The organism is Guyparkeria halopsychrophila (genome assembly GCF_044582135.1).
GTDB lineage: Bacteria > Pseudomonadota > Gammaproteobacteria > Halothiobacillales > Halothiobacillaceae > Guyparkeria.
Window position 1 is genome coordinate 42,850 of sequence record NZ_JBDODP010000014.1, and the last position, 23,340, is coordinate 66,189.

Consider the following 23,340-nt stretch of genomic DNA (forward strand, 5'->3'; position numbering starts at 1 on the left):
GCGAATGGCGACGGCCATTCACGGCGCACCGCGCCTTGCATCTAGACCCTTGGCGGTCCCGCAGAGACACTATCGATTCGTGCAGAGATTCCCTAGGGAGCCTCAGTCGCCCGGGCTTAGGCGCCGCAGCAGGACATAGAGTGCGCCGGTGCCGCCGTCATGCGGCGGGGCCGAGCAGAAGGCGACCACGTCGTCACGCTGCGGCAGCCAGCGATTGAGCAGGGTCTTGAGCACCGGTTGGCCGTCTGCGGATCGATAACCCTTGCCGTGGACGATGCGCACGCAACGGCGCATCTCGCCGCGTTCGCTGCGGATGAAGGCGGCGACCTCGTTACGGGCGCGGTCGACGGTCAGGCCGTGCAGGTCGAGTGACGCCGAGACGCTGTAGCCGCCGCGCTTGAGCTTGCGCAGGATGGTCTTCTGCACCCCGGGGCGCAGGTACTGCACCTGATCGCCCTGCTCGGGGGCGTCGGCGAGATCGCTGACGGCGAACGCGTCGACCATCTCATCGAAACCCGGCTCCTGGCGCGGGCGGGCACTGACGCGCGGCCGCTCGGGCTCAACGCGCTCGTCCTCGACGCGTTCGATTGGGCCGATGGCGTCGAGAAACAGCGCGCGATCTTCAGGGTCGATGCTTGACTCGTCACTCATGGGCGCATCATAGCCTCCCGTCAGCCCGTGGCCATGGTTGGCTGCTGAATTGACGACCGGCAGAGGGTATCCTTGGGAGCCTCTGCGTGATTCGATCGTGTCTCTGCGGGACCGCCAAGGGTCCAGATGCCAGGCGCAGGCCGCTGCGAATGTCCATCCGCCTTCGCCGCCCCTTCGCAAGGGGGCGCAACGTCGCAGATGGGCCTTTGGCGGCCCGCTCGCGGGGCCTGGAGGCAAACCCGCAACCCAGCGGCGCTATCGAATCGTGCAGAGCGTCCTATCCGGCCCTGCAAATTTGAAACGAGCAATCGATGCATATCCTTCTGAGCAACGACGACGGTTACCTCTCCCCCGGCCTGAATGTGCTGGCCGAGCGACTGGCCCGCTTTGCCACCGTGACCATCGTCGCCCCGGACCGCGACCGCAGCGGGGCGTCCAACAGCCTGACGCTCTCCCGTCCCTTGCGTCCGCGCCAGCTCGAAGAGCGGCTCTGGGTGATCGACGGTACCCCCTCGGATTGCGTGCACCTCGGCATCAAGGGGCTGCTGCCCGAAATGCCCGACCTGGTGGTCTCCGGTATCAATCACGGTGCCAACCTCGGTGATGACGTGCTGTATTCCGGTACGGTTGCCGCGGCCAGCGAGGGGCGGGCGCTGGGCCTGCCCGCCATCGCGATCTCCTGCCAGTCGTTCGCTCCCAAGTACCTCGATTCCGCTGCCCACTGGGTCGAGTGGCTGATCGGTCGGCTCGGCAATCACCCGTTGCCGGCCTATACCTTGCTCAACGTCAATGTGCCGGACGCGCCACTCGATCAGATTGGCGGGGTGCGCGCCACGCGCCTGGGGCGGCGGCATCCCTCTGGCCAGTTGGTCAGGGAGAACGATCCGCGGGGACGCGAGATCGTCTGGATCGGGGCGGCCGGCGAGGCCGAGGACGCCGTCGAGGGCACCGACTTTCACGCCTTGTCGGCCGGTTGGGTTTCGGTCACGCCGATCCATTTCGACATGACCCGCCACGAGGCGATGCCGGCGCTTGAACAATGGCTGACCTGAGGACCGGTCGGTGATTCGGCGCAACTACCAGTGGGCGCGCCAGACCATGCTCGAGCGGCTGGTTTCGCAGGGCATCCGTGCCCAGCCGGTGCTCGACGCGGTGGCCGCCGTTCCGCGCGAGGCCTTTGTCGACGAGGTGCAGGGCGTGCGGGCCTACGAGGACTGTTCGCTGCCGATCGGGCAGGGGCAGACCCTGTCGCAACCCTATATCGTCGCCCGGATGACCGAACTGGTCATGGCCGGAGAATCCCGGCTGACGCGGGTGCTCGAGGTCGGGACGGGTTCGGGTTACCAAGCGGCGGTGCTGGCGCAGTTGTGCCAGTCTGTGTTCACTGTCGAGCGCATCGGCGCGTTTCTCGATCAAGCCAAGGCCCGGCATCGTGCGCTGGGGTTGCTCAATATCCGCTACATGCATCGGGACGGTTTCAGGGGCTGGCCATCGCAGGCGCCGTTCGAGGCCATCGTGGTGACCGCGGCCCCGGATGCCGTGCCCCCGGAACTCAAGGAGCAACTCGCCATCGGCGGGCGGCTCGTGATTCCGGTCGGTGCGCAGGGCGGCGGGCAGAAGCTGACCGTCATCACGCGATTGGCCGACAACGAGTACCAGACGCGCTGGTACGATCTGGTTTCGTTCGTTCCACTCTTGCCGGGATCCCTTGCGTGAGCTTGCGTGAGGATCCCTGGCATGGACCTGTCGGCATGAGGTGCCCATGAGGCTGTTCGGCCCGTTGTATGACCGTGTCCTGGGCTGGTCGGCCCATCGTCGTGCTCCGGCTGTGCTCGGGGCGTTGAGCTTCGCCGAGTCCTCGTTCTTTCCGGTGCCTCCGGACGTCATGCTCATGCCCATGGCGCTCGCTCGGCCACGCTGTTGGTGGGTATTCGCGTTGATCGCGACCCTCGGCAGTGTGCTCGGCGGGGTGCTGGGCTACCTGATCGGGTTCTGGGCGATCGAGGCGATCGAGCCCTGGCTGGCCGAATCGCATTACGCCGCGGGCTTCGATCGAGCGCGGGCCTGGTTCGCCGACTGGGGCTTCTGGGCGATTCTGGTTGCCGGCTTCTCGCCGATTCCCTACAAGGTGTTCACCATTGCCGCCGGGGCGTTGACGATGAATCCGTTCGGCTTCGTGGTCGCCTCGTTCGTCGGACGCGGCGCGCGCTTCTTTCTCGTGTCAGGGTTGGTCGCCTGGGCAGGGCCTCGTGTCGCGCCGACGCTGCGCCGCTATATCGAATGGCTGGGCTGGCTGTTCGTCGCCCTGCTGCTGATTGCCATCGCTGTCTGGCAGCTAATCTAACCCATGCGTACCCGGCCGCTCGTTCTCATCTCGTCTCGTTTGCGCCGGCTGGTAGCGGTCGGCCTGCTGTCCGGGCTGTTCATGCTGGGCGGTTGCGCCACCCCCACCGATTACCGCAGCTGGGAGCGTGGCCAGCCGGTGTATTACGTCAAGGGCGGTGACACCCTCTACTCGATCGCCGTGGCCAACGATCTGGATTGGCAGCGGCTGGCTCGCTGGAACGGCATTTCCGATCCGCGTCACCTGAAGATCGGTCAGCGTCTTCGTCTCAGTTCGTCCGGTGGGGGGGCGAGCCCACAGCGATCAGCCAAGACGTCCCCGACAAGTACGCCGGTCAAAGCGGCGTCGAGTGACTCCAGATCCAGTCGCCCCGCGCCGGCTGCCTCGCCGGTGGGTTGGAAATGGCCACTGGACGGCCAACGGCGGGCGCTTCACCGGTTCCCCGAGGGCGCGCCCGCCCAGAAAGGCGTAATCCTCGCCGCGCCAATCGACACCCCGGTGCGTGCGGCTGCCGCCGGCAAGGTGGTCTACTCCGGTGACGGGTTGCCGGGGTACGGTAACCTCGTGATTCTGAAGCACAACGCCGAATGGCTCTCTGCCTATGCCTACAACAAGAGTCTTTCCGTGTCAGAGGGAGACTGGGTGCGCAGCGGGCAGGCCATCGCTCGCGTCGGCCCGCGTGACCATCGCAAGCCGAGCGATGGAGGGCATCTGCTGTTCCAGATTCGCCGCCAGGGCAAGCCGGTCGACCCGGAGCGCTTCCTGCCCTGAGCCGGCCCTTCCAGTTTCATTGCCTTGGCTCTCTCTTCGGCGATCTCTCTCCCCCGCCTGAGCCGCTGTGTCTGTCGCGTGAAGTCGTGAGCCGCTTTCCGACCGGTTTGCCATGCGGATCCGCGCGTACGACGTCACGCATGCTTTTCCCTTCTGTATTCCCGTCCACCGCGCGAGCTGTCTTTCCGGTGGCGTCGATTGCGCGTTCGAGAACTTCGCCGCGCTTCCCATGTCGCACTAACCACGGACAGTGATTGATCATCGCGAGATGGGCGTACATGTCTTGTACATGTATGCGGTGGTGGACTGAGGCCTGAGCGCTTGCGATTTGCTTCTGCAAGTGCTTCCCCGGCATCGTTATCATCATATCGAAGCTTATGTGTTGTTTTATTCGATTCCACAGGGATTGATCACGCCAATTCATTGTGCAAAGGTTGTACACAGATTAACGCAACAACAATCGCGACCAAGCGAGGGATACGACATGGCACAGGCAATCGTTCAAGACAACATGACCCGGGTCGGCTCCGCCAGGGTGGACGATCTGGCCGCCGCTCCGGCCGAAACCGTCCCCCGCCCTCGCGTGGCCCGCAAAGCGGGCGCCCCCGAGTCGACGGGATTCGTGCGCAACTTCGGTGTGGCCGATTCCGGGGCCCCCGATCCGGTTCGCCTGTACCTCAAGGATGTCGAAACGGAGCGTCTGCTGACCCCCGCCGAGGAAATCGATTTTTCCCGCCGAGCGCAGGCCGGTGAGGAGTGGGCCCGTCAGAAGATGATCGTCTGCAACCTGCGGCTGGTGATCAAGCTGGCCCGTCGATACATCAATCGCGGCCTCGATCTGCTCGACCTGATCGAGGAAGGCAATCTGGGTTTGATGCGAGCAGTCGAGAAGTTTGACCCCGAGCGCGGTTTCCGCTTTTCGACCTATGCCACTTGGTGGATTCGCCAGACGATCGAACGGGCGCTGATGAATCAGGCCCGCACGGTTCGCCTGCCGGTGCATGTGGTCAAGGAAGTGCATTCCTACAACCGCGCGGCCCGCAAGATTTCGCAGGGCCAGAACGGCGATGTTCGTCCCGAACAGATTGCAGAACACCTGGACAAGCCGTTGAAGGACGTACTCAAGGTAATGTCCTACAACGAGCGGGAATCCTCGTTCGACAGCCCGCTCAAGGGCGACGGCGAGTTCTCCCTGCTCGACATGGTGCCCGACGAGAACAGCCAGCTGCCGGAAGACGAACTGCAGGACAACGGCGTCATGCAGTTGCTTGACCGGTTGATCGACAAGCTCGAGGGCAAGCAGCGCGAGGTGCTGATGCGCCGCTATGGTCTGCGGGGCCACGAGCCGGCGACCCTCGAGCAGGTGGGCGGCCTGCTGGGTTGTACTCGCGAGCGTGTGCGCCAGATTCAACTCGAGGCGGTGCGCCGCCTCAAACAGTTTGCCGCCAACGAAGGCGTGACGTCAGACGTGATTTTTAGCGAGTGACACCGTCTCTCGCCCGATGTCGGTGAGTCTAGTGTCTCGGGGCCGTCCCTGCCTTTTGGCAGCGGGCGGTCTTTTTGTATCGGCGCGGAATGATGTGTTCGCTGGCTAATAGTTGGAGGTCGTCAGCGGGGCTGGCAAAATGTGGATTACAGCCGGTCCAACGAGATCGGCGAGGCAACCAAGGGGCCCTGCATGACCGATACGAAAACGGAATTCGACATCTGTGCCGAGGATCGCGTGCCGGTGTTGTTGCACCGCGTCGATCAGCTCTGGCGCCAGTTGCTTGATCATGAGCTTGCCCATCACGGCCTGAGCCAGGCCAAGTGGCGCACCATGGCCATCCTGTCGTTGTATCCCGAGGGGCTGATCCAGTCGGAGCTGGCCGAGGAACTGGGTATAGAAGGGCCGTCGCTGGTCGCGATGATCGATCGATTGTCGCGTGACGAGTGGGTTGAACGGGTCCAGTGCGGTACGGATCGTCGCTGCAAGATCATCCGTCTGACCGAGCGCTCGTTGCCATTGATTGACGAGATTCGCGCCAGTGCCGAGAAGCTTTATGCCCGCACCTTTGCCGAGATTGATGTGCCGGGCGTGAGCATCCCAGATGTGGAGCGATTTTTTATCGCCCTGCGTGATCGCCTGTTCGACAACCTGCCGGAGAAAAAGCGCCAGCAACGACGCCGGAACCTGGCCCGGGCCGCGTCCGAGGGCTGATCAATCCGGTGCCGCTCTGCCGGCCGGATGTTAAAGCAGAGCGCGCGGGCCGTCGGTTGGCAGAAAAACGCCCCCGTGCATGGGATGAACCATGCCGGGGGCGTTTTGCGTATAAGGATTAGCGTCCGAGGCTCAGGTTGTGCCGCCGTCGTTGTCTTCCTGTCGCTGGCGGGCCCGTTGCATCAGGAATTCCGCCAGCAGCGGGACCGGCCGGCCGGTCGCGCCCTTGGCGTCGCCGGTCTTCCAGGCCGTGCCTGCGATGTCGAGGTGGGCCCAGTGATGCTCCTTGACGAAGCGGGAGAGGAACGCGGCAGCGGTGATGCTGCCGCCTTCCCGCCCACCGATGTTGGCCATGTCGGCGAAATTGCTCTTGAGCAGGTCCTGGTATTCGTCCCACAACGGCAGCTGCCACGCGCGGTCGTTGGTCGTTTCACCTGCCTGGATCAGTTCCTTGACCAGCGGATTGTGGTTGCCCAGAACAGCGCTCGGTTCCCGACCCAGCGCGATGATGCAGGCCCCGGTCAGGGTAGCCAGGTCGACGATCGCTGCCGGCTTGTAACGGGCGGCGTAGGTGAGCGCATCGCAGAGGATCAGCCGGCCTTCGGCGTCGGTGTTGAGCACCTCGATGGTCTGACCCGACATGCTGCGGATCACGTCACCCGGCTTGAGCGCCGCACCGTCGGGCATGTTCTCCACCGTGGGAATGATGGCGACCACGTTGATTGGCAGCTGCATCTCGGCCACGGCGGACATCACGCCGATGGTGGCCGCCGCCCCGCCCATGTCGAACTTCATCTGGTCCATGTCTGGTCCGGGCTTGAGCGATATCCCACCCGTGTCGAAGGTAACGCCCTTGCCGACCAGCACGATCGGCGGGGTGTCGGCGTCCGCCCCCATGTGTTCCATCACGATCAGCTTGGGCGGTTCGCTGCTGCCCTTGGCCACGGCCAGCAGGGCGTGCATCCCCAACGACTCCATGCGCGAGGCGTCGAGCACCTCGACCGACAGCTGTAGATGGGTCTCCGTCATCTTGCGGGCGTGCTCGGCCATGGTGGTGGGGGTGAGCAGGTTGGCGGGCATGTTGGCGAGGTTCTTGGCCATGCGCATGCCGTTGCTGATCGCGGTGGCTTCGCGCACGTGGCGTTCGGCCTCCATCAGCTCCCGGCGGGTCGGCAGGATGAAGGTCACCTTGCGCAGCGGGCGGCGTGGGCCCAGTTCGCGGTCCGTCTTGAGTTCGTCGAAGCGATACAGGGCATCGTCAATGGCCACGATGCTCTGGCGCAGCACCTGTTCCATGCTGCTGCCGCGCACGTCGATCTCGGAGAGGTGACTGACGCATTCGGCCGTGCCGCGGTGATGCAATGCCTCGACGGCGGCACGGGTGGCCTTGACCAGCCCACGGGTATCGAGCTCGCGTTCCTTTCCCAAGCCGACGAGCATGACGCGATCGGCCTGGACATTCGGCACGCCGTGGAGCAGCAAGGTGTCGCCGAGCTCGCCGTCCATGTCGCCGCGCCGGGTGATGGCCGTGATAAAGCCGTCACTAACCTGGTCGATGGTCTCCGCCGCTGCCGTCAGCCGACGGGATTCAAAGACACCGACGATCAGGCAGGCGGTGCGCTGCTTTTCCGGGGCGCCACTCTTTACGGAGAATTCGAGCACGGTGTTCTTCCTCGTGTCTGATGTGCGGTTAACGGGAGACCGGGTTTGTCCCGGCCGTTTGGGTACCCGTTCGTCCGGCCCAATCGGGCAATATGACTGGGCAGTCTAGCAAAAAGCCCGTTGTGGCCCGCCGGCGTTCGGTGCATCGGTCCGCGCCTGCTAGGATTTCCATGTCCAGAGGAGGCCCTGCGCGCATTGCCAACGCCTCCGCGTGGAAATCCCATAACGCTGCACCAGGGTGTCACGATGATCGATCCTTCCGAGAAGAAACCCACCGACCACCCGGACGACGAGTTCGAGCCGGGCATTGGTGATCCCTATCGTTTCGAGGCGCCCTCGCGTCAGCCCGGCTTCGCCCGGGTGTCGAAGGTCATGTTGGTGATCGGCGCGATCCTCTCGGCGGTGGGCGTGGTCGGGGGGCTCGGCCCGATCGTCTTCACCAGCGGGGAGGACAAGCTTCAGTTCATGAATCTGTTGATGCTCGCGCCGGTGGGCGTGATCCTCATGTTTGCCGGGATTACCGGTTGGGTGATTGCCGGCGGGCGCTGACCTTCCTCACTCACGTCACGAATCGAGTAGACACAAAAAAACCCCGGGCCTCGCCCGGGGTTTTGTTCTTTCGGACCGGCGAGTGCCGGTCAGGTGGTCAGCTGGCCCGCGGGACGCGGACGTCCTCGACCAGTTCCTGGATCTCATGCGGCGGCGGGGTGGTGATCTTCGCGACGAGGATCGCCACGATGAAGTTGATTGCCGCGCCGATGGCACCGAACGAGGTCGGGTTGATACCGAACAGCCAGTTGTCTGCGTTATCCGGCAGCATGTTGGTGTCCGGAATGAAGAACCAGCCCTTGTACCAGAAGATGTACAGCAGGGTGATCGACAGGCCGGTCAGCATGCCCGCGATGGCGCCTTCCTTGTTCATGCGCTTGGAGAAGATCCCCATCATCAGCGCCGGGAACAGGGAGCTTGCTGCCAGGCCGAAGGCCAGTGCCACCACCTGGGCGGCAAAGCCCGGCGGGTTGAGGCCCAGGTAACCGGCGACGATGATCGCGACGGTCATCGAGATCCGACCGGCCATCAGCTCGTTCTTCTCGGAAATGTTCGGCATGAACACGCCCTTGAGCAGATCGTGCGAGATGGCGGACGAGATCGCCAGCAGCAGGCCAGCGGCGGTCGACAGGGCGGCTGCGATACCACCAGCGGCGATCAGCGCGATGACCCAGTTCGGCAGGTTGGCGATTTCCGGGTTGGCCAGCACCATGATGTCGCGGTCAACGTAAAGCTCGTTGCCGTTCCAGCCGTACTCTTCCTCGGCCATGGCCGCGAAGTCTTCGTTGTCGTCGTTGTAGTACTGGATGCGGCCATCGCCGTTTTTGTCCTCGAACTGCAGCAGGCCGGTGAGTTCCCAGCTCCTCATCCAGTCCGGACGCTCGGCGTAGAGCAGGTTGCCCTCGGGTGCGCCGATTTCGTCGGTGTCCTGCACGGTCTTGAGGGTGTTCCACATCGCCATGGCGCCGACGGCCGGGGCCGTGGTGTACAGGATCGCGATGAACAGCAGGGTCCAGCCGGCGGACTTCCGGGCATCACGGACACGCGGCACGGTGAAGAAGCGCACCAGCACGTGCGGCAGACCGGCGGTACCGATCATCAGTGCCAGGGTCAGCAGGAAGGTGTTCATCAGGTCCGGCGTGCCGGTGTACTCGGCAAAGCCGAGATCGACCAGGACCAGGTCCAGCTTCTGCAGCAGGTACTGGTTCGAGCCGTCGGTCAGCATGGCACCGGTGCCGGTCTGCGGCAGGAAGTGGCCGGTCAGCTGCAGGGAGATGAAGATCGCCGGAACGGTGTAGGCGAAGATCATGATCACGTACTGCGCAATCTGCGTGTAGGTGATCCCCTTCATGCCACCGAGTACCGCGTAGACGAACACGATGCCCATGCCCGCGAACAGGCCAACCTCGACCGAGGTCTCGAGGAAGCGCGAGAATGCGACGCCCACGCCTTTCATCTGGCCGATGACGTAGGTCAGGGAGATGACCAGCAGGGCAATGACGGCGATGACGCGCGCGGTGTTCGAGTAGAAGCGGTCACCGATGAACTCGGGCACCGTGAACTTGCCGAACTTGCGCAGGTACGGCGCGAGCAGCATCGCCAGCAGGACGTAACCGCCGGTCCAGCCCATCAGGTAGGCGGAGGCCGAGTAGCCGTTGAAGGCGATCAGGCCAGCCATCGAGATGAACGAGGCGGCGGACATCCAGTCGGCGGCGGTGGCCATGCCGTTGAGGATGGGGTTGATTCCCTTGCCGGCAACGTAGAACTCGCTGGTGGTGCCCGCTCGGGCGACGATCGCGAGGACGAAGTAAAGCAAGAAGGTGGCGCCAACCACCAGGTAAATCAGTGTCTGAAGATCCATGTGTCTTGGGCTCCTGCGTTATCAGTCTTCGGCGACGCCGAATTTCTTGTCGATGGCGTTCATGCGCCAGGCGTAGAAGAAGATCAGCACCACGAAGGTGAAGATCGAGCCTTGCTGCGCGAACCAGAAGCCCAGCGGATAACCGCCCAGCATGATCTGGTTGAGCGTATCGACCAGCAGAATGCCGAATACGTAGGACACCAGGAACCAGACGGCCAGGCAGCCGAACAGTACCTTCAGGTTGGCACGCCAGTAATTAGCGCGATTGGAACGTTGCTCCATAAGTGGCTCCTCGAGTTTCGGTTGAGTCCGAACGTTTTTATGTCTTCCTTCTCCTAGCCGAGACCGGGGGCCTGGCGGGCATCACGCACCCACCACGCCCCGGCCCCGGCGCAGCGTAAGCCTACTGGAACCGTGGGGGGAAAGGGAACCTCCGATTATTGACCGCCCATCATCAGAGTTGATAGGCGATGGCCAGATGCTGCTGGAGCTTGCGGGCGATGCGAAAGGACTCCTTGAGCAAGCGCTGGGTGAGCCCGTCGAGCCGGTCCGGATCGACCAGGTTGTCCGGCGATTCGCCACGCTGGATCTGCGCGTACTGGTGGCGCAATCGCAGTCGCTGAATGAAGTCGTAGGCCGCGGTCAGATCCTCGGCCGGCAGGGCGCGTTCCGGGACGAGCGCCAGTCGCTGGTCGGTGCGTGTGGCCGCCGAGCCCTGGGCCAGCGCCTCGATGCGGGCGGCATCGACGAACGGCGTCGCGCCGTCGAGCTTGATGTCGATACCGCGCTGACCGCCACGGGAACGGGTGCGAAAGCCGCCGAACAGGGTTAGTGGCGGCTGATTGCGCAGGGCATTGGCCGCAAGCTGGCGTCGGAAGCGGCTGTTCTTCTTTGCCGGTTCGCGCCAGGCGCTTGCCCATCGCTCGAACAACGATTCGCTACCGGCCAGTCCGCGGGCGTCGAAGAAGATGCTGGCCTTGAGCAGGTGCTCGGGCGTGCCCTGGTCGATCCAGTCACGAAAGCGTTTGTTCCATTCATCGACCGATAGGCACAGGTCCGGATTGCCGGCCATGATGTTGCCCGGGCACAGCGGGTAGCCCAGTTGATCGAGGGCCTCGTTGACCCGGCGGGCCAACGGCAACAGGTGATCGCGGGCCGCCTGCGGATCGATCGATCCGCCGAAGACCAGGCCGTTGTCCTGGTCGGTGGCCAGGGTTTGTTCCGAGCGCGCCTCGCTGCCGAAGGTGAGCCAGCACCACTCCAGCTCGGCGGGCAGGGGGGCATCCTCGAACGTTAGACCGATAACGCGTCGGGTGATCGCATCGTTGATGCCGCTGACGATCCGGCTGATCGGGGCGAACCCCGAGCCGGATTCGAGCAGGGCGCCGACGATGCCGGGTACCTCGTGGCGAATGCCGGCCAGCGTCTCGATGTCTCTTGCGCGGCCGATGCGCTGGTGTAGCAGGCCCGGCGTCATCGCATTGACGCGATAGAGGGCGCCCTCGTCCAGCACGCCCAGCGGTTCATCGCGGCCCCGCTCGGTGACCAGCAGGTGATGAAAGCCGTGCTCGGCCAGCGCCACGGCCGCCTCGAGCAGCGAGGTGTCGGCATCGATGCCGACCGGGTTGCGCGTGGCGATTTCGGTGAGCGTGGTGTCGGCCGGCCGGGTCAATCCACGGAAGGCCAGATCCCGGAGCGTGGCGATGCCAAAGCCGTCGGAGAGTTGCACCAGGATGGCCTCGCCGCCATGGGCTTCCAGCTCGCGGGCCGCCTGGGCGAGGTTGGTGTCCCCGTCGAGGATCAGCGTGCGCGACTCCATTCGGGCGCGAATCGGCGTGGCCGGGTCAAGCAGCGCGCCGGAAGGGCCGGTCCCATCGTCGATTTCCTCGGCCACCGGGCCGCGGGTGAGCAGGTGGCCGATGCGGCGGGTGCAGAAGTCGTCAAAGGCCTCGCTCTCGCGGCGCAGTTGCTCGAAGGCGTCGGCCGGCAGCGTGACCGCCTTGCCCGGTTCGGCCACCTGTTGGCGGGTGCTCACCGGGCGGCGTTCCATCAGGGCGCCCAGCGGGAAGCTGTCGCCCCGGCCCAGCGACCAGACCGGGTGGCCGTCGGAGCCGTTGACCAGGCCATCGACCCGGCCGGAAAGCAGTACGAAGAATGTCTCGGGTGGCCCCATGCGGGGTTCCAGCACTACCTCGCCATGCTCGAGCCGTCGAATGCGTGCCTCGCGCATCGATTGGGCCAGGATGTCGGGGTCGATACGGTCGAATGGCGCGATCTCGCGCAGGGCGAGAAGGGCCTCGCGGGCGTCTTCTGGGAGGTTGGTCGGATCGAGATCGTCCATGGTCACTCCGAGTTTGCGCTGGACGGCTATGCTGGGGCAGCGGTTTTGTTCACCACCATAGCGGAGGTTTTGCCATGAAGGGAGTGTCCATTGGTCGAGTGTTGATGCCGGTCCTGCTGCTGGCTGCTGCCTGCGTTCAGGCCGAGGAGCATGCCGATGGGGCGGGTGACGTGGTCACGAGCGACCGGATCGGCATGGGGCTGGCGGCGGATATCACCGAGGAGGCGGTCGCCGCCTGTACCCGACGGGGCTACGCGGTCACCGCGGTGGTGGTCGATCCATCCGGTGATCCGCAGGTGATGATGCGCGCGACCCATGCGCCGCGCTTTACCCGCCAGATCGCGACCGACAAGGCCCGCGCGGTGATCCTGGCGGGCATCGATTCGGGGACCTTTCGCGCCAACCGCGAGGACATCCGCATGGAGATGAACCACGTCGACGGCATTCTGGTGCTCGACGGGGCGGTGGCGATCGAATCGGCCGGCTCGACCATCGGTGCGCTGGGCATCAGCGGCGCGCCGGGTGGCGACAAGGATGCCGAGTGCGCGCGCGAAGCGCTGGAGGTATTCTTCGACCGGCTGCAGTTGCGCTGAGAGCTACCCTTCGAGTGCGTCGATCGGACAAGGGCAGCTGCCCCGCTCGATCTGCACGGTGGCGTGGCGGATGCCGAATCGTTGCCATAGCTCCGCCTGGAGCTCGTGCAGGAACGTATCGCTGTCATCCGGCGGCTCGGGCATGACCAGGTGAACGCTCAACGCGGTCTCGCGGGTGGACAGCGCCCAGACGTGCAAATGGTGGTGATCGGTCACGCCGGGCAGGGCGGCGAGGTGTCGTTCGACCGCGGCGAGGTCGACCTCCTCGGGCACGCCATGCAGCACCAATTGCAGTGAGCGGCGCACCAGGCCGACCGCCGGGACCAGGATGACCAGGCTCACCAGGATGCTCAACAACGGATCGATGAGTGCGAACCCGGTGAGCAGCACGATCAGGCCGGATATCGCGACGGCCACCGACACGGCGGCGTCGGCGGCCATGTGCAGGAAGGCACCACGCAGGTTGAGGTCGTGTTTCTGGCCCGAGAGCAGCAGCCAGGCGGTGGCGGTGTTGACCACGACGCCGGCGAGCGCCACCCCGATGACGAGCAGTCCGTGCACGGCGGGCGGGTCGGCCAGCCGCATGCCCGCCTCCCAGAGGATCCATAGCGAGACCAGCGCCAGCGTCACGCCGTTGATCAGCGCGGCGAGCAGTGTGCTGCTGCCGAGTCCGTAACTGAACTGGGAGGAGGCGAGGCGTCGAGTGAGACGATTGGCCCCCCAGGCCAGCAGCAGCCCGAGCACGTCACCGAGGTTGTGCGCCGCATCGGCCAGCAGGGCCATGGAGTGCCCGAGCACCCCGGCCACCGCCTCGATGATGACGAAGGCCAGGTTCAGGGCAATGCCGATCCCCAGCGCGCGGCCGGCGGCATCGCTGACATGGTGGTCGTGGTCGCTATGCATGGCCGGTAGTGTAGGTCAGTATGGCGAGGTGGTGCTGCCCCGGGGGACCTGTCCCATGAGTCGGGCGTGTCCGGGGCAGCGGCGCGAACGTCAGTGCAGCAGGCCGAACATCTTGCGACGGTACTGGCGGGTGAGCGGGTGGCCATCTCCCAGCATCTCGAACAGGTCGATCAGCCCGCGTCGACCGGCGTCCTCGTTGTACGACCGATCGCGCAGCATGATCTGGTAGTTCTGCTCCAGTGCCCCCTCGATGTCGTTGCGGATGGCGAGCTTGGCGGCGAGCCCCTCGCGGGCCTCGCAATCCTTCGGATCGCTCTCGATGCGCGCGCGCAGCTCGTCCTCGGGCGGGCCGGACTGGGCGGCACGCGCCATGCCGATGCGGGCCTTGAATTCCTTCACGTCGTCACGCATCGCCGTGTCCGCGGGCAGGGACTCGAGGATCTGCCAGGCCTGGTCGAGGTCGCCCTGCTCGGCGATCAGGTCGGCGATGTCCAGCAGCACCTCGGCGTTCCCCGGTTCCTGCTGGTTGGCCTGCCTGAGCATATCCATGGCCTGTTCGGTGGCGCCGGCGGCACGCACCTGCTGGGCCTCGCGGCGCAGCTTGTCGATTTCGGAAAGCACGTGGTGCCCGATGAATTCGCGAATCTGCCCCTCGGTCAGCGCGCCCTGGAACTGGTCGACCGGCCGGCCATCGACGAACAGCATGACCGTCGGCAGGCTGCGCACGCCGAACTGCTGGGCCAGCTCCTGCTCGGCTTCGGTGTCGACCTTGGCCAGTTTCACCTGGCCGTCCATGTCCTCAACGATCTGCGAGAGCAGTGGCATCAACTGCTGGCAGGGGCCGCACCATTCCGCCCAGAAGTCCACCAGCACGGGGGTTTCCCGGGAGGCTTCGATCACGTGATCGTGAAATTCCTGGGTGGTGACGGCAAAGACGTGCGCGCTCTCGCTCATGATCAGGTTGTCCTTGTGGATGGGTGAACGACTGCGGCCCGACATGGTGGCCGCCACCGGGATTTTCAAGGCCGGTGTCAGGTCCCAAGTGGGCGTGTACACTTTACGATGGGCCGCGTTGGCTGGCCCGCGGCGCCTCTTGGGCGGCCATTTCGGCCCCAGCGGCACCGATAATCCAGGGAATGCACGGTTGATTATGGCTGAACGATCCGAATACAACGCCGGCTCGATCGAGGTGCTCACCGGTCTCGATCCGGTGAGAAAGCGCCCGGGCATGTACACCGACACCACCCGGCCGAATCACCTCGCCCAGGAGGTGATCGACAACAGTGTCGACGAGGCGATCAGCGGCTACGCCAGTTCGATCGACGTGGTCATGCGCGAGGATGGCGCCCTGTCGGTCTCCGACGATGGCCGCGGCATGCCCGTGGACGTGCACCCCGAGCACGGCATCTCCGGCGTGGAGCTGATCCTCACGCGGCTGCACGCCGGCGGCAAATTCTCGGACAAGTCCTACCAGTTCTCCGGCGGCCTGCACGGCGTGGGCGTGTCGGTGGTCAATGCCCTGTCGAACCGACTGGTGGTCGACATCAAGCGCGCGGGGCAACTGCACCGGATCGAGTTCGCCCATGGCGAGCTCACCCGCCCGCTCGAGGTGATCGATACCGTCGGCAAGCGCAACACCGGCACGACACTCACCTTCTGGCCGGACACCAGCTATTTCGACCAGCCGCGGATGAACATGGCCCGCCTGCGCCACGTGCTGCGCGCCAAGGCCGTGCTCTGTCCGGGACTCAAGGTCAGCCTGACGGACGAGGCCAGCGGCGAGCGCGAGGACTGGTGCTACGCCGACGGCCTGCGCGACTACCTGCTCGAGAGTGTCCGCGACCAGGAGGTCCTGCCGCCGGAGAGCTTCATTGGTCACATGAAGGCCCCGGACGGGGGGCGTGCCCAGGAAGTCGCCTGGGCGGTCGTCTGGGCGACCGAGCCGGGCGACGGGCTGACCGAGAGCTATGTCAACCTGATTCCCACCCTGCAGGGCGGCACCCACGTCAACGGCCTGCGCCAGGGCCTGACCGAGGCGATCCGCGAGTTCTGCGAGTTCCGCAACCTGCTGCCGCGCGGCGTGCGGCTGTCGCCGGAGGATGTCTTCGAGCGGGTGCGCTTCGTGCTCTCGGCCAAGCTGCACGACCCGCAGTTCGCCGGGCAGACCAAGGAGCGCTTGTCTTCGCGCGAGTCGGCCACGTTCATCAGTGGCGTGGTCAAGGACGCGCTCTCGCTCTACCTCAACCAACACGCGGACATGGGCGAGAAGATCGCGCAGATCGCGATCGAGTCGGCCCAGAGTCGCATCAAGAGCGAGAAGAAGGTGGCGCGCAAGCGGGTGACCAGCGGCCCGGCGCTGCCGGGCAAACTGGCCGACTGCTCCTCGACCGATCTCTCGCGCACCGAGCTGTTCCTGGTGGAGGGCGATTCGGCCGGCGGTTCGGCCAAGCAGGCCCGCGAGCGTGACTTCCAGGCAATCATGCCGCTGCGCGGCAAGATCCTGAACACCTGGGAGACCGACCCGGCCCAGGTGCTCGCCAGCCAGGAGGTGCACGACATCGCCGTGGCCCTGGGGCTCGAGCCCGGTTCGGACGATCTCACCAAGCTGCGTTACGGCAAGGTCTGCATCCTCGCCGATGCCGACTCCGACGGCCTGCACATCGCGACCTTGCTTGCAGCGCTGTTCCTGCGCCACTTCCCCGCGCTGGTGGATGCCGGTCACGTCTTCGTCGCCATGCCGCCGCTGTATCGCGTCGATATCGGCAAGGAGACCTTCTACGCGCTGGACGAGCACGAGCGTGACGGCATCATCGATCGCATCGAGGCCGAAAAGCGTCGCGGCAAGATCCAGGTCACCCGCTTCAAGGGCCTGGGCGAGATGAACCCGATCCAGCTGCGCGAATCGACGCTCGCCCCGGCGACACGCCGGCTGGTGCAGCTGAAGGTGGAGGGCGAGGACACCATCGAGGTATTCGACATGCTTCTGGCCAAGAAGCGGGCCGCCGATCGACGGGCATGGCTGGAGCGCAACGGTGATCTCGCCGAGGTGGTCTAGCTTTGGCACGCCGGGCCGGCATGGCCTGTGCCGCGCGATCGGCCGGTGGCTGGCGGGGGCGCTGGGAGCGTGTCTGCTGTGGGCGGGTCAGGTCCAGGCTCAAACTCAAGCACAAGCCCAAGCGGCGCCCAAACTACAGCTCACCGGCCTGGACGACGTACGCCTGATCACCAATGTCGGGTTGTCCGTCCCGCCCGTGTCGTTCTCCTGCCAGGCCAGCGCCGCCCATATCCGGCGTTACCTGAGGGCGGCTGCCGAATCCGCGGAGGAGGCATTGCAGGCTTACGGCCATTTCAATGCCCGCATCGAACGCTCGATCAGCGAGCGTGCCGACTGCCGCGATCCGGCGTTGCATATCGACGCCGGTCCGGTCACCACCGTCGAGGAGGTGATCATCGAGCTGCCCGAATCGATCCGCGAGATCGAATCGGTGCGCGAGTTCGTGGCCGAGCAGCGTCCCGAACCGGGCGATCCGCTTGACCAGGCCGCCTACGATGCGCTTCGCGACGGGCTGCACTCGCGCGCGCGGCGGCTGGGCTACCTCGATGCCCGCTTCACGCGCCGTGAGTTGCTGGTCGATCCGGCCACCCAGTCGGCGCGCATCGCGCTCGTGCTCGACCCGGGGTCGCGCTACCGTTTTGGCGAGGTGGTCATCGAACAATCCATTCTCGAGCCCGAACTGGCCCAGCGGCTGACCGGCGTACCGCCCGGCGCGCCCTACACCAGCCGCGATCTGCTGGCGATGAACCAGAACCTGACCGGTACCGAGTACTTCGAGTCGGTCTCGGTGCGCCCGATGCTCGATGAGCGCGAGAACCTCGAGGTGCCGATCGAGATCACCACCTATCCCAACCCGCGCACGTCATACGAGCTGCGCGCTGGCTACGCCACCGATGTCGGGCCGCGCGTCGGCGCCCGGGTCACGCGCCGCTACGTCAACAAGCGGGGGCACCAGTGGTCGGCCCGCACCGAGCTCTCGGCGATCGAGCAGCGGCTGGACACCAGTTACACCATCCCGCGGGCGGCCGATCCGTTGCGCGAACGCTACGACATCTACGCTCGGGTCACCCGTGAGGACAACAACGACATCGTCACCACGGCAGCGGCCAGCGGGATGCAGTGGGTGCGCGAGAACCACCCGTGGACCCAGTCGCTGTTTACCGAGTACCTGTTTGATCGGACCGGCTATGGCGACGATCCGCCCGCGTCCAACGGCTTTGCGATTCTGGGCGGTCGGCTGGGTTACAACGGGCTCGACGATCAGCTCTTTCCCACCGAGGGCGTCGTCTTCGACGTGTCACTGCAGGGCGCGGCCAAGCCGATTGCCTCGGCGGCCAGTTTCGTCCGTGGCCGGGCCTTCGCTGGCGGCTACCTGCCGGTGGGGCGCTGGATCTTTGCCGGCCGTGCCGAGGCGGGCGTGATCGTCACCGATGAGTTCGACAAGATGCCGCGCTCGCTGCGCTTTTTCACCGGCGGGGATCGCTCGGTGCGCGGCTACGAGTACGAGTCGTTGTCGCCGCGTGATGCGGACGGCACGCGCATCGGCGGCAAGTACCTGCTGGCCGGCAGTCTCGAGGCCATGTTCCCGGTGGTGGGCGACGACTGGTACCTGGCCGCGTTCGTCGATAGCGGCAATGCCTATATCGACCCCGAGGCCGAGCTCAAGACCGCTGCCGGGGTGGGCGTGCGCTGGCGCTCGCCGGTGGGCATCCTGCGTGTCGATGTCGCGCAGCCACTGGACGGTGGCGATGGTCTGCCGATGCTGCACCTCGGACTGGGGGCCGCATTTTGAGGATGGGGCGGGCGCTTCTGATCACCCTCGTCTGGGTGCGGCGGCTGGTGCTGATCGGGGGCTGGTCGGCCGTGCTGTTGGCGATTCTGGCCGCCGTGGCCGGCTGGTGGCTGACCGCCACGCCGGGCGGGGTGCAGTGGACGCTGGCGCAGGCCGAGCGGCAGCTGCCGGCGTTGTCGATCGGCGAGTCCCGGGGGACCTTCTGGCGCGGGTTGGAGCTCGAGCAGCTCGAGTGGACGCCGGAGGATGGGGCTACCGCCGCCATCGGCCAGGCGCGGTTGCGGCTCGATCCGGTGGCCATTTGGCGCAGCGGGCTTCATTTCCCGGAAGTTGCGGTGCGCGATGTTCGCATCGACCTGCCGGCGGACGATCCGTCGGCCCCGGCGGGCGAGCCGTTCGACCTGGATGATCTCTCCTTGCCGCCGGTGTCGCTGGCGATCGAGCGCCTGCGGGTCGATCGGCTCGTGGTGGTGCAGGGCGACCGGCGCTACGAGGTGTCGCGCGCGCGGCTGTCGGTGCTGCTGGACGCCCGCGTCGAGCGGCCGCGACTGGAAATGGATATCGACGAACTGGCCCTGCGCCTGCCCGACGGCGTGCGGTTGGATGCCCGCGCCGCGGTGGCCCTGGAGCCGGCCGGGAAGGTGGCCTTGATCGGCCACGCCGAGTTCTTGCTCGATCATCCGCAGGGCTGGTTGTCCGGCCAGATCGAGGCCGATGGCGACTTGCTGGGTGAGCTGGATCTGCGCCCCCGCCTGGCCTGGATGGGGGCCAATGGCCTGCCGGCCGCGCTGTGTGGCCGTCTGCAACTCGATCAGGAGACTTTGACCATCGAGCAGCTGTCCGCCGATGTGCTGGGCGGCCGAATGGCATTGTCCGGTGTGGCGGGATGGGCGCCGACGGGGCGGGTCGAACTGACCGGCCGTGGCGAGTCGCTCAACCCGGCCTGGGTGTCGCCGGGCACACCCGGATCGCTCGATTTCGATATCGATGCCGACCTTCAGGTGGCCGATGGCTGGTTGCCGGTGGCGGGCCGTCTGTCGGTGACCGATCTGGCAGGCCAATTGGCCGGGGAGTCGATCGAGGCGGTGGACGTCGACCTGCTTCTGGACGACACCCAGGTCGAGGCACGGATCTCGGGCCAGGCCGGTGGGGGCGTGCTGCGCCTGGATGCCCAGCTCGATGCCGAGCGTTACCTTCAGGCCGATTGGCAGATCGATGCGCTGCCGCTCGCCGGCGGAGCCCAGGGGGCGCCTCCGGTACACCTGGCCAGTCGCGGCCGGCTCGATGCCGAACTGCCCGACTGGAATCAGTCACTGACCGGTGCCGAGTGGCTGTCGTCCGTCCGGGCGCGGCTGGAAGATGGCCGGCTCGAGTTGGTCGAACGTCGTGATGACGGCCAGCGTCGGGCAGTGACGCTGGAGATGGGGGCCACGCTGGACGCAGGGCGTCTTGCGGTCGAGCGCCTGGACCTCGACGCGCCGGGCACCACACTTGCGGCCTCCGGGGCGCTGGACCTCGATCCGGATTGGGCGCAATGGCGACTCGATGGCGTGCAGGGCAAGCTCGCGGTGCCGGATCTCGCGGCATTGCCCTGGGATCTTTTCGAACGTCTGCCCGGCGTGGATCTGGCGCCCCTGCAACCCGAAACCGCGCGCGGTGCAATACACATCGACGTGGATGCCTCGGGTCCGATCCTCGCCCCCCAGGGGCAGTTCGAAGCACGTATTGATGCGTTGCGACTGGCGGGCTATTCGCTCGACCGGGCGCAGGCGACAGCGGTGATCGACCCGGCCGATGAAAAGACGGCGTTGACGGAACGACGCATGCAGGTGTCGCTCGAGGCCGGCGCGTTTGCCCCGCACGCGGGTGAGGCCCTGTTCGATCGCCTGTCGTTCGCGGTCGAAGGGCGGCCGTCCGCGCATCAATTGACCCTCGATGTCGACGGCCCGGTCGAGGTGCGACTGGCGGCGCAAGGCGGGTGGCAGTCGGCCGCAGAAAAAATGGGGTGGCAGGGGCAGTTGACCGGTCTGGATCTGGGACTGCCCGCCGGGGACCCGTGGCGACTACGTGCGCCGGCCGAGCTCTCGGTCTCGCCCGCATCGCAGCGACTCGAGTCGTTATGCATGCAACCCGTCGTCCCGGGGCTTGCCGCTGATGCTGTCGGCTCGCTGTGCCTGAGCGGCGAGCGCGCGGGGGAGATCGTCACGGCGCAAGTGGACGGGGATCTTGCGCTGCAGGCCTTGTGGCAGCAGTGGCCCGGGCACGAGGGGGCTGCGGTCGAATGGCCGGGGCGCGTCTCGGTCACCGCCGAGGCTCGGCTCGACGAGGCCTCTCGCTCGGCGAACGTGGATCTGCGGCTGCCGCCCAGCGAGATCCGGTTTACCGGGCGCGACGACCTGGCGACCGATGTCGATCGCGAAGTGATCACCTATCCCGAGACCCGCCTGACGGCCAGCCTGGCCGATGAACAGGTCGAGGCAGCCCTGCAGGGCGGGCTCGAGGACTGGCTGGTCTTCGACGGGCAGGGCGAGGCGAACCTGGATGACGGGACGCTGGACGGCGCGTTCTCGCTCGAGGAGGCCGAACTCGCCCGGTTGTTCGATCTGGCCGATCGGTTGGTCGGTCCGCTGGATTTGCCCATCAGCGATCTGGCCGGTTCTTTGAGCGGACAGTTGGCGGTTTCGGGCCGGCTGGACGCGCCGAGGCTGTCGGGGCGCTTGCTGGGCGAGGGGTTGGCGTTCGCGTCCCTGCCCACCGGCACGGAGTACCAAGACGGAAGCCTGGAGCTGTCGGTCGAGCCGGACGGCGCGCTGCGCTTGACGGCCGACTTGCTGGGCGAGGCCGAGACCCCGCCGCGGCCGGTGTTCTCGGCGCGCCGAGTCGACGAGGTCGAATCGCCTCGCAGCCGAGGACGGATTCGGCTGGAAGGCAATGGGCATCTCGCGGCATTCGATGACTGGCGCCTGGAGGCCGAGCTGGGCGGTGAGGCCGTGCCGATATTGCGCCTGCCGACCTTGGCGGTGGATGCGCGCCCGGCGATCACGTTCGACCTGGCGCCGGATGGCGGGCGGCTGGACGGGGCGATTTACGTGCCCCTGGCAATCGCCAACCTCGGCGAGTTGCCCGAGAGTGCCCGGGGTAACTCCGAGGACCTGGTGATCGTCGGCGAGGAGGTCGATGAGCCGGGGAGCGCCTATCCGCTGACTGGTGATATCGAGGTGATTCTCGGTGACCAGGTCAGTCTGCGCGGGGAGGGCTTCGCCACGCGCCTGACAGGCGGGCTGGAGATGCGGATGCGTCCGGGTGAGTCGCCGGGGGCGTTCGGCGAGATCCGCCTGGAGGACGGGCGCTACGAAATCTATGGCCAGACGCTGGCGGTGGAGCGCGGTCGGCTGATCTTCACCGGGCCGCTGACCGCGCCGGGCCTGGATGTTGTCGCCACGCGCGAGATCAACGACGATGCCGGCACGGTGGTGGGGCTGTCGATCGCCGGGCAGCTGGAATCGCCTGAGACCGAGGTGTTCTCGCGGCCACCGACCTCGCCCAGCGATGCCTTGTCGCTGTTGCTCACCGGACGGCGACTGTCGGCCGGTAGTGATGCCGATGCCTCCCTGCTGCTCAACGCGATCGCGGGGTTGGGCATTCGCCAGGGCGACGATCTCGCCCAGCAGGTCAATAGCGTGTTCGGTTTCGACGAGATCGGGTTGACTTCCGATGGCGGGGTGGGCGGCACGCGCTTGAGCGTGGGCAAGCGCATCGGGGACAATCTGCTGGTCCGTTATGCCGTGGGGGTTTTCGATGGAGTCGGTGAAGTGATCACGCGTTACCGCATCAACAAGTTCCTGCACCTGGAGTTCTCCAGTAGTACCGAGTCGCAGTCGGGCGACTTGATCTATCAGATTGATCGCGGGCGACCGGAGGACTGATGGGGGTTGGTCTGCTGATCGGTCTGGGCCTGATGGCCGCCTTGTCCTACCTGCCCGGCTGGTGGGTGGGACGGGTGATGCGCCGTCACAGCGAACCGGCCGATCGATTCGATTTCAGCGGTGCCGATCTCGCCCGCTATTTGCTCGACCAGCACCACCTCGAATACGTCAAGGTGGAAAAAACCGACAGCGGCGATCATTACGATCCCGCCGACCGGGCCGTGCGCCTGTCGGCGGCGCACTTCTCGGGACGCTCGTTGACCGCGATCACGGTGGCGGCCCATGAAGTGGGACACGCGCTGCAGGATGCCGAACAATACCCGCCTTTCCTGCGTCGCCAGGAGGTGGTCGAGCGCACCCAGTGGGCGCAACGGATCGCCGGATGGATTCTGGTCGCGATTCCCGTGGTGTCGGTGATTCAAAAGGGGCCGTTTGCCGGCCTGGTGATGTTCGCCGCCGGCGTGTTGACCATGGCCGTGCCGGTCTTCGCCCACCTGGCGACCCTGCCCACCGAGCTCGACGCCAGCTTCAACCGCGCCCTGCCGATGCTCAAGGAGGCCGGGCTCTTGAAACGCGCCGACCGCCGGCCAGCGCGCCGCATCCTGCGGGCGGCGGCCTTCACCTACGTCGCCCAGGCGCTGTCGTCGTTGATCAACGTCTTCAAGTGGCTGCGCGGCATGCGTCGGTGACAG

19 protein-coding genes are annotated in these 23,340 nt (G+C 66.1%); 12 read left to right on the forward strand and 7 right to left on the reverse strand.

Annotated elements, in window-relative coordinates; all coding sequences use genetic code 11:
• Positions 1-102: 102 nt before the first annotated feature.
• Positions 103-651: a Smr/MutS family protein gene (locus ABGV18_RS07580; RefSeq protein WP_396585516.1), complete on the reverse strand. Its 549-nt coding sequence runs from the start codon at positions 649-651 to the stop codon at positions 103-105.
• A gap of 311 nt (positions 652-962) precedes the next feature.
• Between ABGV18_RS07580 and surE the strand changes: the two genes are divergently transcribed.
• The 6 genes from surE (at position 963) to ABGV18_RS07610 (ending at position 5,966) form a co-directional block, all read left to right on the forward strand.
• On the forward strand, positions 963-1,703 hold the full coding sequence (gene surE / locus ABGV18_RS07585) for a 5'/3'-nucleotidase SurE (RefSeq protein ID WP_396581262.1): 741 nt from the start codon (positions 963-965) through the stop codon (positions 1,701-1,703).
• Between the two features lie 10 nt (positions 1,704-1,713).
• The gene (locus ABGV18_RS07590) at positions 1,714-2,367 is read left to right on the forward strand and encodes a protein-L-isoaspartate(D-aspartate) O-methyltransferase (protein ID WP_396581261.1); all 654 of its coding nucleotides are present in this window, start codon (positions 1,714-1,716) and stop codon (positions 2,365-2,367) included.
• Positions 2,368-2,413: 46 nt separating this feature from the next.
• Positions 2,414-2,995 (forward strand): VTT domain-containing protein, encoded by a 582-nt coding sequence (locus tag ABGV18_RS07595; protein ID WP_396585517.1) that lies wholly within the window; start codon positions 2,414-2,416, stop codon positions 2,993-2,995.
• Positions 2,996-2,998: 3 nt separating this feature from the next.
• Positions 2,999-3,766 (forward strand): peptidoglycan DD-metalloendopeptidase family protein, encoded by a 768-nt coding sequence (locus ABGV18_RS07600; RefSeq protein ID WP_396581259.1) that lies wholly within the window; start codon positions 2,999-3,001, stop codon positions 3,764-3,766.
• Positions 3,767-4,250: 484 nt separating this feature from the next.
• Positions 4,251-5,252, forward strand: coding sequence for an RNA polymerase sigma factor RpoS (gene rpoS, locus ABGV18_RS07605; RefSeq protein ID WP_396581258.1), 1,002 nt, complete (start codon positions 4,251-4,253; stop codon positions 5,250-5,252).
• 192 nt (positions 5,253-5,444) lie between these two features.
• The gene (locus ABGV18_RS07610) at positions 5,445-5,966 is read left to right on the forward strand and encodes a MarR family transcriptional regulator (RefSeq protein WP_396585518.1); all 522 of its coding nucleotides are present in this window, start codon (positions 5,445-5,447) and stop codon (positions 5,964-5,966) included.
• Between the two features lie 132 nt (positions 5,967-6,098).
• Here the strand turns inward: ABGV18_RS07610 and ABGV18_RS07615 are convergent, their stop codons facing one another.
• Positions 6,099-7,628 carry a leucyl aminopeptidase gene (locus ABGV18_RS07615; protein ID WP_396585519.1) on the reverse strand — a complete coding sequence of 510 codons (1,530 nt, stop codon included), beginning with the start codon at positions 7,626-7,628 and terminating at the stop codon, positions 6,099-6,101.
• 246 nt (positions 7,629-7,874) lie between these two features.
• Here ABGV18_RS07615 and ABGV18_RS07620 point away from each other — a divergent pair, with 246 nt between their 5' ends.
• Complete coding sequence (locus tag ABGV18_RS07620) at positions 7,875-8,177, forward strand: hypothetical protein (protein WP_396585520.1); 303 nt, start codon at positions 7,875-7,877, stop codon at positions 8,175-8,177.
• 97 nt (positions 8,178-8,274) lie between these two features.
• Here ABGV18_RS07620 and ABGV18_RS07625 read toward each other — a convergent pair whose 3' ends face one another.
• The 3 genes from ABGV18_RS07625 to ABGV18_RS07635 form a co-directional block, all read right to left on the reverse strand.
• Positions 8,275-10,038: a sodium:solute symporter family protein gene (locus ABGV18_RS07625; RefSeq protein ID WP_396581254.1), complete on the reverse strand. Its 1,764-nt coding sequence runs from the start codon at positions 10,036-10,038 to the stop codon at positions 8,275-8,277.
• 21 nt (positions 10,039-10,059) lie between these two features.
• Positions 10,060-10,320 carry a DUF4212 domain-containing protein gene (locus tag ABGV18_RS07630; protein WP_396581253.1) on the reverse strand — a complete coding sequence of 87 codons (261 nt, stop codon included), beginning with the start codon at positions 10,318-10,320 and terminating at the stop codon, positions 10,060-10,062.
• A 172-nt stretch (positions 10,321-10,492) separates the two neighbouring features.
• The gene (locus ABGV18_RS07635) at positions 10,493-12,379 is read right to left on the reverse strand and encodes a DUF294 nucleotidyltransferase-like domain-containing protein (RefSeq protein ID WP_396585521.1); all 1,887 of its coding nucleotides are present in this window, start codon (positions 12,377-12,379) and stop codon (positions 10,493-10,495) included.
• 74 nt (positions 12,380-12,453) lie between these two features.
• On the opposite strand from ABGV18_RS07635, the gene ABGV18_RS07640 reads away from it, so the two are divergent.
• Positions 12,454-12,972 carry a heme-binding protein gene (locus ABGV18_RS07640; RefSeq protein WP_396585522.1) on the forward strand — a complete coding sequence of 173 codons (519 nt, stop codon included), beginning with the start codon at positions 12,454-12,456 and terminating at the stop codon, positions 12,970-12,972.
• A gap of 3 nt (positions 12,973-12,975) precedes the next feature.
• Here ABGV18_RS07640 and ABGV18_RS07645 read toward each other — a convergent pair whose 3' ends face one another.
• Complete coding sequence (locus ABGV18_RS07645) at positions 12,976-13,875, reverse strand: cation diffusion facilitator family transporter (protein ID WP_396585523.1); 900 nt, start codon at positions 13,873-13,875, stop codon at positions 12,976-12,978.
• A gap of 90 nt (positions 13,876-13,965) precedes the next feature.
• Entirely contained in the window at positions 13,966-14,874 is a 909-nt protein-coding gene (gene trxA / locus ABGV18_RS07650; protein ID WP_396581249.1) for a thioredoxin, read from the reverse strand.
• Between the two features lie 151 nt (positions 14,875-15,025).
• Here trxA and parE point away from each other — a divergent pair, with 151 nt between their 5' ends.
• Genes parE through ABGV18_RS07670 form a run of 4 tightly spaced genes read left to right on the forward strand, consistent with a single transcriptional unit; the run spans position 15,026 to position 23,337 of the window.
• On the forward strand, positions 15,026-16,930 hold the full coding sequence (gene parE / locus ABGV18_RS07655; protein WP_396581248.1) for a DNA topoisomerase IV subunit B: 1,905 nt from the start codon (positions 15,026-15,028) through the stop codon (positions 16,928-16,930).
• Entirely contained in the window at positions 16,908-18,722 is a 1,815-nt protein-coding gene (locus ABGV18_RS07660) for a BamA/TamA family outer membrane protein (protein ID WP_396585524.1), read from the forward strand. Before parE ends, ABGV18_RS07660 begins: the two co-directional genes overlap by 23 nt.
• Before the next feature lie 2 nt (positions 18,723-18,724).
• A complete protein-coding gene (locus ABGV18_RS07665; protein WP_396585525.1) occupies positions 18,725-22,648 on the forward strand; it encodes a translocation/assembly module TamB domain-containing protein in 3,924 nt (1,307 codons plus the stop codon).
• The gene (locus ABGV18_RS07670) at positions 22,648-23,337 is read left to right on the forward strand and encodes a zinc metallopeptidase (protein ID WP_396581245.1); all 690 of its coding nucleotides are present in this window, start codon (positions 22,648-22,650) and stop codon (positions 23,335-23,337) included. Before ABGV18_RS07665 ends, ABGV18_RS07670 begins: the two co-directional genes overlap by 1 nt.
• Positions 23,338-23,340: the final 3 nt, after the last annotated feature.

What these genes read in the sequence shown, in the direction of transcription:
- ABGV18_RS07640 (WP_396585522.1), top strand. Translation starts at nt 12,454, where the DNA reads ATGAAGGGAGTGTCCATTGGTCGAGTGTTGATGCCGGTCCTGCTGCTG.
- ABGV18_RS07630 (WP_396581253.1), bottom strand. Translation starts at nt 10,320, where the DNA reads ATGGAGCAACGTTCCAATCGCGCTAATTACTGGCGTGCCAACCTGAAG.
- ABGV18_RS07665 (WP_396585525.1), top strand. Translation starts at nt 18,725, where the DNA reads ATGGGGCGGGCGCTTCTGATCACCCTCGTCTGGGTGCGGCGGCTGGTG.
- ABGV18_RS07625 (WP_396581254.1), bottom strand. Translation starts at nt 10,038, where the DNA reads ATGGATCTTCAGACACTGATTTACCTGGTGGTTGGCGCCACCTTCTTG.
- ABGV18_RS07595 (WP_396585517.1), top strand. Translation starts at nt 2,414, where the DNA reads ATGAGGCTGTTCGGCCCGTTGTATGACCGTGTCCTGGGCTGGTCGGCC.
- ABGV18_RS07635 (WP_396585521.1), bottom strand. Translation starts at nt 12,379, where the DNA reads ATGGACGATCTCGATCCGACCAACCTCCCAGAAGACGCCCGCGAGGCC.
- ABGV18_RS07580 (WP_396585516.1), bottom strand. Translation starts at nt 651, where the DNA reads ATGAGTGACGAGTCAAGCATCGACCCTGAAGATCGCGCGCTGTTTCTC.
- trxA (WP_396581249.1), bottom strand. Translation starts at nt 14,874, where the DNA reads ATGTCGGGCCGCAGTCGTTCACCCATCCACAAGGACAACCTGATCATG.
- ABGV18_RS07670 (WP_396581245.1), top strand. Translation starts at nt 22,648, where the DNA reads ATGGGGGTTGGTCTGCTGATCGGTCTGGGCCTGATGGCCGCCTTGTCC.
- ABGV18_RS07600 (WP_396581259.1), top strand. Translation starts at nt 2,999, where the DNA reads ATGCGTACCCGGCCGCTCGTTCTCATCTCGTCTCGTTTGCGCCGGCTG.
- parE (WP_396581248.1), top strand. Translation starts at nt 15,026, where the DNA reads ATGGCTGAACGATCCGAATACAACGCCGGCTCGATCGAGGTGCTCACC.
- ABGV18_RS07620 (WP_396585520.1), top strand. Translation starts at nt 7,875, where the DNA reads ATGATCGATCCTTCCGAGAAGAAACCCACCGACCACCCGGACGACGAG.
- ABGV18_RS07645 (WP_396585523.1), bottom strand. Translation starts at nt 13,875, where the DNA reads ATGCATAGCGACCACGACCACCATGTCAGCGATGCCGCCGGCCGCGCG.
- rpoS (WP_396581258.1), top strand. Translation starts at nt 4,251, where the DNA reads ATGGCACAGGCAATCGTTCAAGACAACATGACCCGGGTCGGCTCCGCC.
- surE (WP_396581262.1), top strand. Translation starts at nt 963, where the DNA reads ATGCATATCCTTCTGAGCAACGACGACGGTTACCTCTCCCCCGGCCTG.
- ABGV18_RS07610 (WP_396585518.1), top strand. Translation starts at nt 5,445, where the DNA reads ATGACCGATACGAAAACGGAATTCGACATCTGTGCCGAGGATCGCGTG.